The organism is Nocardioides bruguierae (genome assembly GCF_023554635.1).
GTDB classification, from domain to species: domain Bacteria; phylum Actinomycetota; class Actinomycetes; order Propionibacteriales; family Nocardioidaceae; genus Nocardioides; species Nocardioides bruguierae.
In genome coordinates this window covers 115,012-130,205 of sequence record NZ_JAMJPH010000010.1, presented here as the reverse complement: position 1 = coordinate 130,205, position 15,194 = coordinate 115,012, and the positions used below count along the sequence as shown (strand labels likewise).

Here is a 15,194-nt window from a genome sequence, read left to right as displayed (position 1 = left end):
TCTCCCTGCCGACCCGGCCCTCGTCGTCGTTGTCGTGCTCGTGCCGGGGACCGGTGCGCGTCGCTAGCCGCGCCCGGAGCTGGTGCGTGCCTTGCGGGAGACCGAGTCGATGGCCACCGCCAGCAGCAGCACGGCACCGGTGACGATGAAGCGGACCGAGGAGTCCACGTTCATCAGGTTCAGCCCCGACTGGATCGACTGGAGCACCACGATGCCGAGCATCGCCGACCAGGCCGAGCCGCGGCCGCCGAAGAGGCTGGTGCCACCGATGACCGCCGCCGCGATGGCGGTGAGGTTGGTGTCGGTGGTGCCGGAGCTCTGCGAGACGCTCGTGAGCTGGCCCGCGATCAGGATGCCGCCGAGCGCCGCGAAGGTGGAGCAGAGCGCGAACACGGAGACGTAGATCGCCGGCACCCGGATGCCGGAGCGGCGGGCCGCCTCCTCGTTGCCGCCCACGGCGAACACGTGCCGGCCCCAGGTGGTGCGCCGCAGCGCGAGGTCCACGAGGAAGACCAGCAGCGCGAAGAGCACCGGCAGGTACGACCAGCCGCGGTCGATGCCGAGGTAGTAGGTGAGGTAGCCCAGCCCCACGAGGAGCAGGCCGGCCTTCACCAGCACCAGGGGCAGGGACGGCGGGGTGAGGCCCGCGGCCCGCCGACGCCGGATGGTCAGCAGGTTGCTGACCACGTAGGCGACCACGATCACCACGAGCAGGACGTAGGCCTGTCCGTCGGAGAGGAACTTCTCGCGGGCGAAGCTGCGCAGCGCCGAGTCCTGCGGGAGCACCACGGTGCCCTTGTCCCCCAGGACGAACAGCAGCGCGCCCTGGAAGGCGAGCAGGCCGGCCAGCGAGAACACGAAGCTCGGCACGCCGATCCACGTGTACAGCAGCGCGTAGAGGCAGCCGATCGCGGTGCCGACGAGGATGCCGACGAGCAGCGCCGGCAGCAGGTCCCAGCCACGGGAGTCCATCAGGACGGCCATGGAGGCGGCCGCGAAGCCGGAGACGGAGCCCACCGAGAGGTCGATCTCGCCCAGCAGCAGGACCAGCACGATGCCCAGCGAGATGACGCCCACGGGGGCGGCGAACTGGGTGATCGACACCAGGTTGCGCGAGGAGAGGAACGTCGGCTCGTTGAGCTGGAAGACGATCGCGATCACGATCAGGCCCACGATCACCGGGAGCATGCCCAGCTCGCCACCGCGCACGCGGTTGACGAAGCCGGACAGGACGCCCCCGATGCCCTGGCTCTGGATCAGCCGCTCGTCGGAGGCGTCCGCGGCCACGGACGAGGCGGTGGGCTCGGTCGGTGCCTGGCTCATGCCGGGCCTCCCTTCGAACCGTCGGCGGCGCCGGTGCGCGCCGCGCGAGCGGTGACGACGTTGTCCGAGGCGCCCGTGATGGCCGCGACCAGCTCGGCGGTGCTCGTCTCCTTGGTGACGAACTCCGCGGCGTTGCGGCCCAGCCGCAGCACCGCGATGCGGTCCGAGACGGCCTGGACGTCGGCCATGTTGTGGCTGATGAGGATGACCCCGAGACCGTTCTCGCGCAGCCGCTCGACGAGGTTGAGCACCTCGGCGGTCTGGGCCACGCCCAGGGCCGCGGTCGGCTCGTCCAGCATGACCACCTTGGGGTTGCCGATGAGCGAGCGGGCGATCGCGACCGTCTGGCGCTGACCGCCCGAGAGCCCGGCGATCGGGATGCGCACCGAGGGGATCTTGGCGGAGAGGGTGCGCAGCAGGCGCCACGACTCCTTCTCCATCTCGACCTCGTCGATGAGACCCCCGCGGCGCTTCTCCTGACCGAGGAACAGGTTGGCCACCACGTCCAGGTTGTCGCACAGGGCGAGGTCCTGGAAGACGGTGGCGATGCCCAGGGCCTGCGCCTCGCTCGGGCCACCCACGGTGACCTTGCGGCCGGCGAAGGTGATGTCGCCCTCGTCGGGCTGGTAGACGCCGGAGATGACCTTGACGAGGGTCGACTTGCCCGCGCCGTTGTCGCCCACCAGCGCGACGACCTCGCCGGCCGCCACGTCCAGGTGGACGTCCGTCAGCGCCTGGACGGCGCCGAACCTCTTGTTGATGCCGGTGAGGGAGAGCACGCTCTCCCTCACCGGCGCAGCAGCGGTGGTCATCAGGAGATGCCAGCCGCCTCACACGCGGCGGCGTAGTCGCCGGTGCAGATGTCGGAGGCGGAGTAGAAGCCGTCGGCGATGATCGTGTCGGCCACGTTGTCCTGGGTCACCGCGATGGGCGTGAAGATGAACGACGCCACGTCGTTGTAGGTCGACTGGTCGACCCCGGTGTCGGTGGTGTCCGGGACGTCCGCGCCGGTGGCTAGGTCGACCGCGATCTCGGCGGCGGTCTCCGCCTCGATCGGGATCGGCTTGTAGATGGTCATGGCCTGCTCGCCCGCGAGGATGCGCTGGATCGCGGCGATCTCGGCGTCCTGGCCGGTGATCGGGGGCAGCGCGTCGCGGGCCACGCCCGAGCCGGTGAAGGCCGCGACGACGCCGCCGGCCTGGCCGTCGTTGGCGGCGTAGACGCCGGCGACCTCGGAGGGGTCGTACTTGCTCAGCTGGTCGGTGGTCCACTGCTGGGCGTTCTCGGGGCTCCAGTCGGGGTTGTCGTACTCCTCGAGGATGGTCACCCCCGAGGTGGAGTCGAGCACCGAGTGGGCACCGGCCTTGAACTGCGCGGCGTTCGGGTCGGACGGGGCACCGTTGAGCATGAGGATGTCGCCGGAGCCGCCCATGGCGTCGACGAGGGCCTCGGCCTGCATCTTGCCGACGGTCTCGTTGTCGAAGGACATGTAGTAGTCCGCGCCCTCGATGAACCGGTCGTAGGCGATGACCGGGACGTCCTGGCCCTGGGCCTCGGAGACCATCCCGGTGGCACCGGCGCCGTTGACGGGGTCGAGGACGATCACGGAGGCGCCGGCGTTCAGCGCGGTGGTGAGCTGCTGCTGCTGCTTCGACTCGTCCTGGTCGGCGTTGTAGTAGTCGACGGTGCAGTCGGAGCAGAGGTCGGCCACGGCCGCCTCGAAGAGCGGCTTGTCGAAGGCCTCGTAGCGAGTGGTCTTCGACTCGGGCAGCAGGAGCGCGATGGTGGCGCCGGACGCCGAGTCGGAGCCGGAGCCCGAGTCGGTGGTGGCCTCGTTGGCGCCGCAGGCGGCGAAGGTGCTGGCGCCGAGCGCCACGGTCGCCCCGATGAGGGCGAGACGGGAAAGACGACTGGTCAAGGCAGAGAACTCCTTCGTGTGACGGGCACCACGACCCGGCGCCCAGGAGGAGTGTTGGCCGTCACATCGATATTCGTCAAGACGTGAACGCATAACGACCTTGCTACCGCTCTCTCGGCGACTAACGTTCAGGTGTTGAACGTTGCGGCTTGCTTGAAGGAGAGACGTGCGTCACAGTTCGCTCATGGTTCAGGCTCCTGGTTCCCCGTCCTCCCTGCGGACGGCGAACCGACGTCGCGTGCTCGACGTCCTGCGTCGGCTGGCGGTGGACGACGACGCGGTCGCGGACGGCAGCGCGTCCGCCGAGGACGCACCGGTGCCGCCCACTGCCTTCTCCCAGGCGAGCCTGGCCCGCGAGACCGGGCTGGCGCCGGCGACAGTCTCCAACATCGTCCGCGACCTCACCGCCGCCGGCGTGCTGGAGACCCTGGCCGGCGGTGGGCGTCGCGGGTCCGTCGTCCGTCTCTCCCCCACGGCCGGGTACGTGGCCGGGGTCGACTTCGGCCACGAGCACGTGGCCGTCGCGGTCGGCGACCTCTCCGGGAGGCTCCTGGTCTCCGAGCGGGTGGCCCTCGCGCCCGAGCCCGACCACGGCCGCGCGCTCGCGGCGGCGCGGTCGACGCTGGAGGCGCTGCTCGGCCAGGTGCCGCAGGCCCCGCTGCGCCACGTCACGCTGGGCCTGGCCGCGCCCATCCAGGGCCAGAGCGTCGGGTCGGCCAACATCTTCCCGGGCTGGGAGGGCGTGGACGCGCTCGCGGCCGCCCGGGCGGCGTTCTCGGTGCCCGTGACCCTGGAGAACGACGCCAACCTGGGCGCGCTCGCCGAGCACCGGCTCGGGGTCGCCCGAGGGCTGCACAGCTCGTTCTTCGTCAAGATCAGCCACGGCGTCGGCGGCGGGCTGATCGTCGCCGACCAGCTCTTCCGCGGCGCCAGCGGCAGCGCCGGCGAGATCGGCCACCTCACGCTGGACGAGCAGGGCCCGCTGTGCCGCTGCGGCAGCCGCGGCTGCCTGGAGGCCTACGCCTCGATCCAGACCGTCCAGCAGATGATGGCCGGCCAGCTCCCGGACGCCGGGTTCCCCCAGATCGTCAGCGCCGCCGAGGAGGGCTCGGTCGCCGCCCGACGCGCGATCGAGGACGCCGGCCTGCACCTCGGCTGGGCCCTGGCGAGCATCGTCAACCTCTTCAACCCCGCCATCGTGGTGATCGGCGGGCGCATGGGGCAGGCCGGCGAGCTGGTCCTGGAGAGCGCGCGGATCGGCCTGCGTCGGCACGCGCTGGACGCCGTCGCGCTCACCCCCGTCGCCGTCGGGTCGCTCGGCGAGCGCGCCAGCCTGCTGGGCAGCCTGCTGGTGGCGGCCGAGCAGGTGGACCTGGCCGAGGTGGTCTGAGGCTCCCGGGTCCGGCCCGGGTCCGGCCCGACGATCAGGCCCAGCGATCAGGCCCAGCGATCAAGCCCAGGGCTCCACGGCGGCCTTGAGCGCGAGGTAGGCCTCCCGGACGGCGGGGGTCGGCTCTGCCTCGAGCACCTGCAGCCCGGGCATCGGCCACGACGGCGGCTCGTCCGCGCCCGACAGCGCCCAGGCGGCCTGGCGCGCGGCGCCCAGGGCCACGTACTCCCCCGGCGGCGGCAGCTCGACCGGGCGACCGAGGACGGCGGGGAGGATCTGCTGCAGCGCGGGGCTGCGGGTCGCGCCACCGACGAGCGGCACCCTGCCGGCGTCCCGACCGCTCAGGGCCGACAGCTGCTCCACGCCGTCCGCGAGGCTGCAGGCGAGCGCCTCGAAGGCGGCGCGTGCCAGGTCGGCGCGGGTGGTGGTGGAGCGCAGGCCCGTCCACGTCCCGACGGCGTCGGGGCGGTTCGGTGAGCGCTCACCGCCGTAGTAGGGCGAGAGCACGACGCCGTTCGCCCCCGGCGGGGCCTGGAGCGCGAGGTCGGCCAGCGCGTGCACGTCGACCCCCAGCCAGACGGCCTGGAGGTCGAGGATGCGCGCGGCGTTGATCGTGGTGACCATCGGCAGGAAGCCACCGGCCGCGTCGGCGAAGCCGGTCACGGTGCCGGTGGGGTCGGCGATCGGCGAGGAGCTGATCGTCGAGGCCACGCCGGAGGTGCCGACGGAGAGCAGCACGTCGCCGGTGGCCAGCGACAGCCCGAGCGCCGCACCGGCGTTGTCCCCGGTACCCGCGGCCAGCACCTGCCCCGCGGCGGTGCGACCGGCCACCTGGCCGGGCCCGACGACCCGGGGCAGGGCGACCTCGTGGCCCAGCGCGGCAGCGGCCAGGTCCGGGCGCCAGCGGCCCTCGGCGGTGGCGAAGTAGCCGGTGCCCGAGGCGTCGCCGGCGTCGGTGAACGGCTCGGTGCCGGACGCGGCCAGGTGCGCGGAGAGGTAGTCGTGCGGCAGCAGCACCGAGGCGGTGCGCGCGGCGTTCTCGGGCTCGTGGTCGCGCATCCAGCGCAGCTTCGAGGCGGTGATCGAGGCGACCATCACCGAGCCGGTGACCTGCGCGCACGCCGCGGGGCCGCCCATCTCGGCGATCAGGTCCACCGCGGACGAGGCGGAGCGGGTGTCGTTCCACAGCAGCGCGTCGCGCACCGGCTCGCCGGCGGCGTCCAGCGCCACCATGCCGTGCTGCTGCCCCGCCACCGCCACGGCCTCGGCGCGCTCGAGCAGCCCGGCGGAGGCCTCGTCGAAGGCGGCCAGCCAGGCCCGCGGGTCCACCTCGGTGCCCGGGGGGTGCGGTGCCGACCGCTGCTCGAGCACGGTGCCGTCGTCCGCGTCGACGAGGACGACCTTGGTCGACTGGGTGCTGGAGTCGACTCCCATCACGATGGCCACGCGCGCCAGTCAACCCGGCGGTGTGACCTCGGTCAACGTGAGGTCGAGGCGGGCGCGTGATGTCGGCCACCCGCACACCGACCATGCCCGAACGGGCGCTCGCGGGCGCTTGGGTGGCACCGCGACGATGGGGCGCATGCCGGATCTCGTCGACGCCCTGGTCGCCGCTCTCGTCTTCGCCCTCCTCGGGCTCGCCGTCATCATCGGCGCCCGGGTCGTGCTCACGGTCGCCGGGAGGAGGTGGAAGCCCGCCACCTGGCTCGCCGACGCGTGCCGCAAGCCGTTCCGGGTCATGGTCGTGGTGCTGAGCGTGACCGGGTGGGTGCACTCGATCACCCCGCGCGACGACTCGGACTGGTGGTGGACCTTCGCCCAGCTGGCGCTGCGGATCGTCTCGATCGGCGTCGGCGCCTGGCTGCTGACCAGCGTGCTGCTCTTCCTCGAGGACCTCACGCTCGGCCGGGCCCGCACGGACGTGAAGGACAACCGGGTGGCCCGCCGCGTCCGCACCCAGATCCTGCTGATCCGTCGCCTCACCGTCGCGGTGGTGGTGATCATCGCGGTCGGCGCGATCCTGCTCAGCTTCCCGGGCGTCCGCGCGCTGGGGGCCTCGGTGCTGGCCTCGGCCGGCCTCATCTCGGTGGTCGCGGCCCTGGCCGCGCAGTCGACGCTGGCCAACGTCTTCGCCGGCATCCAGCTCGCCTTCAACGACGCGATCAAGGTCGACGACGCGGTGATCGTGGAGAACGAGTGGGGCTGGATCGAGGAGATCACGCTCTCCTACGTGGTCGTGCGGATCTGGGACGAGCGGCGGCTGATCCTGCCGTCCACGTACTTCATCTCCAACCCGTTCCAGAACTGGACCAGGAAGTCCTCGGAGCTCATGGGCACCGTCGAGTTCGACCTCGACTGGCGCGTCGACACCCTGGGCATGCGCGAGGCGCTGACCCCGCTCCTGGAGGACGCCGGGGCGATGTGGGACGGCCGCGTCGGCCACTTCCAGATCACCGACGCCGTCGGCGGCTGGGTGCACGTGCGCATCCTCGTCACCGCGGTGGACGCGCCGACGCTCTACGACCTGCGCTGCCACGTGCGTGAGGGGCTGATCCGCTGGGTGCGCGAGCACAACCCGGAGGGCCTGCCGACCCAGCGCGTGATGCTCACTCCCCCGGGTGTCGGCGAGCCGCCGGCGTCACACCAGGCCTGACCGCGTCCGCCTGGTGACAGCACCTCTGACCTGGTCGTATCCAGGCGGCGGGCACGCCAAACCCTGCTCCCGGGTGTGCCCGCCGGGGTGAGTGGAGGGGCCCGTTCGCGGCCCTAGTGTCGGAGCCATGAGCACCGGACCGCACGACATCGAGGAGACCTACGAGGGTCACTCCGTCGAGGAGAGCGACCAGCTGCCCACCGAGGACACGCTGGCCGATGACGACGTCGCCGACGCCCTCGACCGCGGGTACTCGCCGCCGGAGAAGTACTCCACGGCGCAGGACCACGGCACGACCGCCTACGAGGAGGCCACCGGGGAGACCCTCGACCAGCGCGTCGAGCAGGAGGTCCCCGAGCCCGACCCGTACGCCGAGTCGACCGAGATCTCCGAGACGGAGCACCTCGCCGACGGCGAGGTGGGCGACGAGCGCGCCGGGCGCCTGGTGGCGCCCGACGAGGGCCTGGCCGCCGACACCGAGAAGGACCTCGTCGGCGACGACGTGGGCATCGACGGCGCCGCCGCGTCCGCCGAGGAGGCGGCCGTGCACGTCGTGGAGGACCCCGCCGACGACCTCGCGGACGGCTGAGGGGAGCTCGTCCGCACCGCGGCCCGCCTCACCCGGCGGTGCCGCACCCCCCCGGGGACAGGGAGCCCCCGGGTACCGAAAGGAAGTATCAGCATGGAGTTCATCCTGTGGATCCTGGCCGTGATCCTCGTGGTCGCGGGCATCGTCAACTTCTTCAGGGGCCAGATCCTCTGGGGCGTCGTGCTCGTCATCGTCGGCCTCCTGGTCGGCCCGGGCGGTGTCTCGCTCTTCACGTGACCTGCCCGCGTGCGGCGCCCGATGCCGCACGCGGGAGACAGGACGCCGGTGTGCCACCGTCGTCCGCGACGAGGCCCCGGACGCTGTGCAGCGTCCGGGGCCTCGTCGTGTCCGGGGCGTGCTCGGGGCAACTCCGCGCCTCCTAGAGGACGTGCACCTCGGTGACGCCGGGGACGTCGTGGCCGGCCAGCTCGGCCAGCGCCCGCTCGCCCGGCCCCATGGGGCCCTCGACGAGCGCCACGCCCTCGTGCACCTCGACCAGCCAGTCCGGGTGCCCCAGCTGGAGGAGCTCCGCGTCCAGGTCGCGCTCCAGGTCGGCGTCGCTGCGCGCCAGCACCCGGACCACGTCGCTGCGCGAGATGATGCCGACGACCCGGTCGTGGGCGTCGAGCACCGGCATCGACTTCGCGCCCGTGGTGGTCAGCAGCTCCACGGCGACGGCCAGGTCGGTGCTGGGGTGCACGGTGAGCACGTGGGTGTTCATGACCTCCTCGACGTACGCCGGCCGGTCGTCGACCTGGGCGTCCCAGGACGAGGCGGGGGTGTGCGTGGGCCACAGCCGGGCCCGCGCGTCGGGCGTGAGGGCGTCGCGCAGCAGGTCGGCCTCGCTGACGATGCCGACGAGGCGCCCCTCGGCGCTGACGACCGGGAGGCTGGTCAGGCGGTTCGTCGCCAGCAGCCGCATGGCCGACTTCACGCGCGTGCGGGGGCCGATGGAGATCGGGCGGGACGTCATCACCTCGTGGACCAGCATGACTTCATGCTGCTCCCGGCGGGGCGGGGGCCGGAGGGGCGAACGTCCCGGTCCGCGGCGGCGAGCGGCCTGACCTGGCCAGGGGCCTCGGCGGCCCCCGGGCCGGCAGGCCCGACGGGGTGCCGGAAAAGTAGAGAACCGCTGGCGTCTCGGGTCACCAGCGGTTCAAGAGGAACTGTACGCGAGCGTCCGCAGATCTGTCACTGATCCCCTGCCACCCGTCTGGACCAGGTGCCCGGCAGTCGAACGGCAGGCGAACGTCGCGGGCCGGCCGCGAGCAGGCGACCCACCCACCGGTCGGGTGTCCGGAGCGCCCCCGCCACGCACTAGCGTCGAGGACGCGAGACTGTGCCGCGCCCGGAGTTTGCGCGGGCCCGCTCCGGGCAGGAGGGGTGCGCACGCACGAGGAGAGACGATGAGCAACGAGCAGGACCCCACCACCGCGTCGACCGACGCGCCCACCCAGCACGAGCCCGGCACCCCCGAGGCCGGCACCGAGGTGCAGCCCACGACGGACGGCACCCCGCCGGCCACGCGTGACCCGCACGAGCACGAGCCCACCGCGCGCCCGGCCGAGGACCACCCGGACCGCGACCCGATGCGCGGCTCCCGCACCGGCGCCTTCTACGCCGCGACCGTCGGCCTGGGCCTGGTGCTCATCCTGGTCGTCATCTTCGTCGCGCAGAACACCGCAGCCACCACGGTGACGTTCCTGTCCTTCTCCGGCTCGTTCCCGGTGGCCGTCGTCATCCTGGTGGCGTTCGCCGCCGGCATCCTGTTCACCGCGCTCGGCGGCTCGCTGCGGATCATGCAGCTGCGGCGCCGCGCCAAGGCCCGCGAGCGCCAGCGGAAGAAGGCCGCGAAGGCGGAGGCCAAGGCCGCCCGCTGACCGCTCCCCCGGCCCCGCACGTGCGAAGGGCGCCCCGGCCTGGCCGGGGCGCCCTTCGCGCGTCAGGGAGCGATCACTCCCACTCGATCGTGCCCGGGGGCTTGGAGGTGATGTCCACGGTCACGCGGTTGACCTCGGGCACCTCGTTGGTGATCCGGGTGGAGATGGTCTCGAGCACCTCGTAGGGCAGGCGCGCCCAGTCGGCGGTCATGGCGTCCTCGGAGGTGACCGGACGCAGCACGATCGGGTGACCGTAGGTGCGGCCGTCGCCCTGGACGCCGACGGAGCGGACGTCGGCGAGCAGCACGACCGGCATCTGCCAGATGTCGCCGTCGAGGCCCGCGGCGGTCATCTCCTCGCGGGCGATCTTGTCGGCGGCGCGGAGGATGTCGAGGTTGCTGCGCGTGACCTCGCCGATGATGCGGATGCCCAGGCCGGGGCCGGGGAACGGCTGGCGCTGGACGATCACGTCCGGGAGGCCGAGCTGGGCGCCGACGGCACGCACCTCGTCCTTGAACAGCTCGCGCAGCGGCTCGACGAGCTCGAACTCGAGGTCGTCGGGCAGGCCGCCGACGTTGTGGTGGCTCTTGATGTTGGAGGTGCCCGCGCCGCCGCCGGACTCCACCACGTCGGGGTAGAGCGTGCCCTGCACGAGGAAGGCGATCTTGCCGTCCTCCTCGGTGCCGACGGTGGCGGCCGGGTCGCTGCCGAGGATGTCGGCCTGCGCGGCCTCGAACGTGCGGATGAACTCGCGGCCGATGATCTTGCGCTTGGCCTCGGGCTCGGTGACGCCGGCGAGGGCGTCGAGGAACTGCTTCTCGGCGTCCACGACGACCAGCTGGGCGCCGGTGGCGGCCACGAAGTCCCGCTCGATCTGCTCCGTCTCGCCGGCGCGCATGAGCCCGTGGTCGACGTAGACGCAGGTGAGGCGGTCGCCGATGGCGCGCTGCACGATCGCGGCGGCCACGGCGGAGTCGACGCCACCGGAGAGCCCGCAGATCGCCTTGCCACGCTCACCGATCTGGGCGCGGACCCGCTCGATCTGCTCCTCGGCGATGTTGCCGATCGTCCAGGTCTGGCGGCAGCCGGCGATGTCGACCAGGAAGTGCTCGAGCACGGTCTGACCGTGCTCGGAGTGCAGCACCTCGGGGTGCCACTGCACGCCGGCGAGGCGGCGCGAGAGGTCCTCGAACGCGGCCACCGGGGTGACGGTGGTGGAGGCCAGCACGGAGAAGCCCGCGGGGGCACCGGTGACGGAGTCGCCGTGGCTCATCCACACCTTGTGCTCGGCGGGCACGCCGGCCAGCAGCGTCCCGCCGTCGGTGACGGTGACCGGGGTGCGGCCGTACTCGCGGGCGCCGGTCGCGGCGACCTCGCCGCCCATCCCCGCCGCCATCAGCTGGAAGCCGTAGCACATGCCGAAGACGGGGACGCCGGCGGCGAACAGGGCCGCGTCGATGCCGGGCGCGCCGTCGGCGTAGACCGAGCTCGGGCCGCCGGAGAGCACGATCGCCGCAGGCTTGCGGGCGAGCATCTCCTCGACCGGCATCGTGTGCGGCACGATCTCGGAGTAGACCCGCGCCTCGCGCACGCGACGGGCGATCAGCTGGGCGTACTGGGCGCCGAAGTCCACCACCAGCACGAGGTCGTGCTCGTCGTGGGCGTGCTCCGGGGTCACCGCTGTGGTGGGGGCCTCGCTCATGGCGCGATCCTAGCCGTGGGCCGCCGTCCGCCCTGCACCGGCGAGACCCCTGGACACCCGCGGTCACGACGCGTCGCCGAGACGGGCGCCGGGCGCACCCCCGGCGGCGCCCGGTGCCCGCTTCCGGATGCGTCAGGGCCCGGCCGGGGAGGGAGAAAGTGGCCGGGCCCTGACCGGTCCACGCACCGTGCTGGGGACGGTGCCTGGACCAGGGGACGACCCGGCGACATTCGGGAGGGAGCATGCCGGGTCGACCGGCTCAACGCCCGTGGCACCGGCGGGTCACGGGGGCGCCGCCACCCGGCCCCGCCGGTCTGGACCAGCGCCGACCGCGCCCTTCAGGACACCCCGACGATCGGCAGCCGCAGGGCCGCGGGCGCGGACGGCGGCACCGCCGGCGAGACCGGCTCCACCGGCGAGACCCGGGCGTAGCCCGCACCGAGCGCCGGGCGCGGGTCGGCCTCGCCCTTGTTCGGCCACAGGGCCAGCGCCCGCTCGGCCTGTGCAGTGATGGTCAGCGACGGGTTCACCCCGAGGTTGGCGCTGATCGCCGACCCGTCCACCACGTGCAGACCGGGGTGCCCGAAGACCCGCTGGTAGCCGTCCACCACGCCGGTCTCGGCCGTGCCGCCGATCGCGCAGCCGCCGATGAAGTGGGCGGTCAGCGGCCGGTTGAACGGCTCCCCCACCGTGCCGCCGGGGGTGCCGCCCACGCGCTTGGCGATCCGCCGCACGGCGTCGTTGGCCAGCGGGATCCAGGTCGGGTTGGGGGCGCCGTGCCCCTGCTTGGAGGTCATATACCAGCCGAACGGGCCGCGCTTGCCGTAGGTCGTGATCGAGTTGTCGAGGCTCTGCATGACCAGCGCGATCACCGACCGCTCGGACCAGTGCGCGAGGTCGTAGAGGTCGCCCACGCTGCGCCGCTGCTTCCACAGCTCGCCCAGCCACGTCCGCCAGCGGGGCGCCGGGCCGTCGCCGTCGGTGAGCACCGTCTGGAGCATCGACATGGCGTTGAACCCGTGGCCGTAGCGGCAGGGCTCGATGTGGGTGTCGGCGTCGGGGTGGAACGAGGAGGTGATCGCGACGCCGCGGGAGTAGTCGACGTCGCCGCCCTTCGGCGCGATGGCGCCGAGGATCGACTCGGAGTTGGTCCGCGAGAGGTGGCCCAGCCGCTCCGAGAGGCGCGGCAGGTGCCCCTCGTCCTTCATCCGGTGCAGCAGCTTCTGGGTGCCGAGGCTGGCCGCGGCCATCACCACCTGGCCGGCGGTGAGCACCCGGGTGGTGGCGCGGGTGGCGCGGCGCGCCTTGGTCCAGCGCACGTGCACGTCGTAGCCGCCGTCGGCACGCTCGGTGATCCGGGTGACCGTGGTGAGCGGCAGGACGCGGGCGCCCTTCTTCTCGGCCAGGTGCAGGTAGTTCTTCACCAGCGTGTTCTTGGCGTTGTGCCGGCAGCCGCTCATGCACTCCCCGCAGCTGCGGCAGGGGTTGCGGTCCGGGCCCTCGCCGCCGAAGTACGGGTCGGGCACGGCGGTGTCGGGGTCCTGCCCGGGCCCGCCGAAGAAGACCCCGACCGGCGTGGGGTGGAACGTCTCGCCGACGCCCATCTCCTCGGCCACGTCCCGCATCACCTCGTCGGCCGGGGTGGTCTCGGGGTTGGTGACGACGCCGAGCATCCGCTTGGCCTGGTCGTAGTAGGGCGCGAGCTCCTCGCGCCAGTCGGTCAGGTCGCGCCACTGCGGGTCGTCGTAGAAGGCCTGCGGGGGCTCGTAGAGGGTGTTGGCGTAGACGAGCGAGCCGCCGCCGACGCCCGCTCCGGCGAGGATCATCGTGTCCTTGAGCGCCTCGACCCGCTGGATGCCGTAGCAGCCCAGGGCCGGCGCCCACAGGTAGCGCGCCAGGTCGAAGGTGCCCGAGGAGAAGTCGTCGTCCTCGAAGCGCGCGCCGGCCTCCAGGACGAGGACGCGGTACCCCTTCTCCACCAGCCTCAGCGCGGCGACCGAGCCACCGAAGCCGGAGCCGATGACGATCACGTCGGCGTCGAGGCCGGTCTCGACCCCGGGCTGCCCGCTCATGCGCGCCCCAGCTTCCTCATCACCTTCAGGGCTCCCGTCATGACCTGCGCGTAGCGCCGGTCGTCGAGCCCGAAGGCCGGGGCGATCGGCATGACGCGCTGGGTGGCCACCGACTGCGCCTCGGTGAAGCGGAGCAGGCCCTCGGCGCCCTGGCGACGGCCGAGGCCGCTGGTGCCCATGCCGCCCATCGGCGCCGCGATGGAGGCGAACGTGGCGCCGAAGCCCTCGTTCACGTTGACCGTGCCGCACCGCACCTGGCGGGCGACCTCGCGGGCGTGCGCGGTGTCGCGGCCGAAGACGGCGGCGTTGAGCCCCTCCTCGCCCTGGTTGGCGCGGGCGATCGCGTCGGCCTCGTCGGTGAACCGGTGGATCGCCACGACCGGGCCGAAGGTCTCCTCGGCGAAGCAGGCCATGTCGGGGGTGACGCCCTCCAGCACCGTGGGCTCGAAGACGTAGGGGCCGAGGTCGGGGCGGTGCCGACCGCCGGTGAGGATCGTGACGCCGCGCGCCATCGCGTCCTCGACGTGGGCGGCCACCTTCGACAGCTGGTCGGCCGAGGTCAGCGAGCCCATGTCGACGCCCCAGCCGGTGCCCGCGCCCAGCGAGAGCGCCTGGGTGCGGGCCACGAACCGCTCGACGAAGTGGTCGTAGACCTGGTCGGCCACGAACAGCCGCTCGGTGGAGACGCACAGCTGCCCGGCGTTGGAGAAGCACGCGCGGACGGCGCCCTCCGCCGCACGCTCCACGTCGGCGTCGCGCAGCACGATGAGCGGGTTCTTGCCGCCCAGCTCCAGGGAGCAGCCGATCAGCCGCTCCGCGCAGCCGGCGGCGATGCGCCGCCCGGTGGCCGTGGACCCGGTGAAGCAGACGTAGTCGGCGCGCTCGACGATCGCGCCGCCGACCTCCGCGCCCGGCCCGGCCACCACCTGCCACAGGCCGGGCGGTGCTCCGGCCTCCTCGAGGAGGTCGACGCCGAGCAGGGCGGTGAGCATGGTCTGGGCGTCGGGCTTGGCCACCACGGCGTTGCCGGCCATCAGCGCGGGCAGCCCGTCGCACATCGCCATGGTGAACGGGTAGTTCCACGGGCTGATCACGCCGACGACGCCCTTGGGCACCCGGTTGACCTCGACCTTCGTCAGCCCCGGCACCACGCCGGGGGCGCGCCTGCGGGCGAGCGTGGCGGCGCCGGTGCGGGCGTAGTAGCGGGCCGTCAGCGCGACGTGGGCGGGCTCGTCGTAGGCGTGGATGCGCGCCTTGCCGGACTCCCAGCAGATGAGGTCCATGATCTCGTCCGCGCGCTCCAGCACGAGGTCGTGGAAGCGCAGCAGGACGGCGGCGCGGTGCTGCGCCGTCGTCCTCGCCCACGCGGCCTGAGCGACCCGGGCGCGGGCGAAGGCCTCTGCCACGTCGGCCTCGCTCGACTGCGGCACGTGGGCCAGCGGGGCGTCGTTGACGGGGCTGCGGACCTCGGCCGTGCGACCGGTCGTGCTCACCACGCGGGAGGTGAGCCGGGCGACGTGGCTCGGCTCGAGCACGTAGGCGGCACGGGGGTCGTGCTCGGGGTCGTGCGGGCCGTCCAGCAGGGGGTCGCCGGGACGCGGGTGGGAGTCACCGTGGGGGGCGGTCATGACCCGAGGGTAGGTGACGTCCGTCTCGCTGACGAGCCC

General features: G+C 73.0%; 13 protein-coding genes. 5 read left to right on the top strand and 8 right to left on the bottom strand.

Annotation, left to right across the window (positions count from 1 at the left end; translation table 11 throughout):
- Positions 1 to 63: 63 nt before the first annotated feature.
- Genes M8316_RS07120 through M8316_RS07110 form a run of 3 tightly spaced genes read right to left on the bottom strand, consistent with a single transcriptional unit; the run spans position 64 to position 3,241 of the window.
- A complete protein-coding gene (locus tag M8316_RS07120) occupies positions 64 to 1,323 on the bottom strand; it encodes a sugar ABC transporter permease (RefSeq protein WP_250053239.1) in 1,260 nt (419 codons plus the stop codon).
- Complete coding sequence (locus tag M8316_RS07115; RefSeq protein ID WP_250053237.1) at positions 1,320 to 2,135, bottom strand: ATP-binding cassette domain-containing protein; 816 nt, start codon at positions 2,133 to 2,135, stop codon at positions 1,320 to 1,322. The genes M8316_RS07120 and M8316_RS07115 overlap by 4 nt, the downstream gene beginning before the upstream one ends.
- The gene (locus M8316_RS07110; protein WP_250053235.1) at positions 2,135 to 3,241 is read right to left on the bottom strand and encodes a substrate-binding domain-containing protein; all 1,107 of its coding nucleotides are present in this window, start codon (positions 3,239 to 3,241) and stop codon (positions 2,135 to 2,137) included. The genes M8316_RS07115 and M8316_RS07110 overlap by 1 nt, the downstream gene beginning before the upstream one ends.
- 184 nt (positions 3,242 to 3,425) lie before the next feature.
- Here M8316_RS07110 and M8316_RS07105 point away from each other — a divergent pair, with 184 nt between their 5' ends.
- Entirely contained in the window at positions 3,426 to 4,631 is a 1,206-nt protein-coding gene (locus M8316_RS07105; protein WP_250053233.1) for an ROK family transcriptional regulator, read from the top strand.
- A 60-nt stretch (positions 4,632 to 4,691) separates the two neighbouring features.
- Here the strand turns inward: M8316_RS07105 and xylB are convergent, their stop codons facing one another.
- Positions 4,692 to 6,077, bottom strand: a complete 1,386-nt coding sequence (gene xylB / locus M8316_RS07100) for a xylulokinase (protein WP_250053231.1) — start codon at positions 6,075 to 6,077, stop codon at positions 4,692 to 4,694.
- A gap of 136 nt (positions 6,078 to 6,213) precedes the next feature.
- Here xylB and M8316_RS07095 point away from each other — a divergent pair, with 136 nt between their 5' ends.
- The 3 genes from M8316_RS07095 (at position 6,214) to M8316_RS07085 (ending at position 8,110) form a co-directional block, all read left to right on the top strand.
- Complete coding sequence (locus M8316_RS07095; protein ID WP_250053229.1) at positions 6,214 to 7,284, top strand: mechanosensitive ion channel family protein; 1,071 nt, start codon at positions 6,214 to 6,216, stop codon at positions 7,282 to 7,284.
- Positions 7,285 to 7,411: 127 nt separating this feature from the next.
- On the top strand, positions 7,412 to 7,873 hold the full coding sequence (locus M8316_RS07090; RefSeq protein ID WP_250053227.1) for a DUF5709 domain-containing protein: 462 nt from the start codon (positions 7,412 to 7,414) through the stop codon (positions 7,871 to 7,873).
- Positions 7,874 to 7,966: 93 nt separating this feature from the next.
- Positions 7,967 to 8,110, top strand: a complete 144-nt coding sequence (locus M8316_RS07085; protein ID WP_250053224.1) for a GPGG-motif small membrane protein — start codon at positions 7,967 to 7,969, stop codon at positions 8,108 to 8,110.
- Positions 8,111 to 8,252: 142 nt separating this feature from the next.
- Here M8316_RS07085 and M8316_RS07080 read toward each other — a convergent pair whose 3' ends face one another.
- On the bottom strand, positions 8,253 to 8,864 hold the full coding sequence (locus M8316_RS07080; protein WP_250053222.1) for a CBS domain-containing protein: 612 nt from the start codon (positions 8,862 to 8,864) through the stop codon (positions 8,253 to 8,255).
- A gap of 415 nt (positions 8,865 to 9,279) precedes the next feature.
- Between M8316_RS07080 and M8316_RS07075 the strand changes: the two genes are divergently transcribed.
- On the top strand, positions 9,280 to 9,753 hold the full coding sequence (locus tag M8316_RS07075; RefSeq protein ID WP_250053220.1) for a LapA family protein: 474 nt from the start codon (positions 9,280 to 9,282) through the stop codon (positions 9,751 to 9,753).
- A 73-nt stretch (positions 9,754 to 9,826) separates the two neighbouring features.
- Here M8316_RS07075 and guaA read toward each other — a convergent pair whose 3' ends face one another.
- The 3 genes from guaA to M8316_RS07060 all read right to left on the bottom strand — a co-directional run bounded on the left by guaA (position 9,827) and on the right by M8316_RS07060 (position 15,155).
- Positions 9,827 to 11,455, bottom strand: coding sequence for a glutamine-hydrolyzing GMP synthase (gene guaA / locus M8316_RS07070; protein ID WP_250053218.1), 1,629 nt, complete (start codon positions 11,453 to 11,455; stop codon positions 9,827 to 9,829).
- Positions 11,456 to 11,793: 338 nt separating this feature from the next.
- Positions 11,794 to 13,527 (bottom strand): GMC family oxidoreductase N-terminal domain-containing protein, encoded by a 1,734-nt coding sequence (locus tag M8316_RS07065; protein WP_250053216.1) that lies wholly within the window; start codon positions 13,525 to 13,527, stop codon positions 11,794 to 11,796.
- A complete protein-coding gene (locus M8316_RS07060) occupies positions 13,524 to 15,155 on the bottom strand; it encodes a succinic semialdehyde dehydrogenase (RefSeq protein ID WP_250053213.1) in 1,632 nt (543 codons plus the stop codon). Before M8316_RS07060 ends, M8316_RS07065 begins: the two co-directional genes overlap by 4 nt.
- Positions 15,156 to 15,194: the final 39 nt, after the last annotated feature.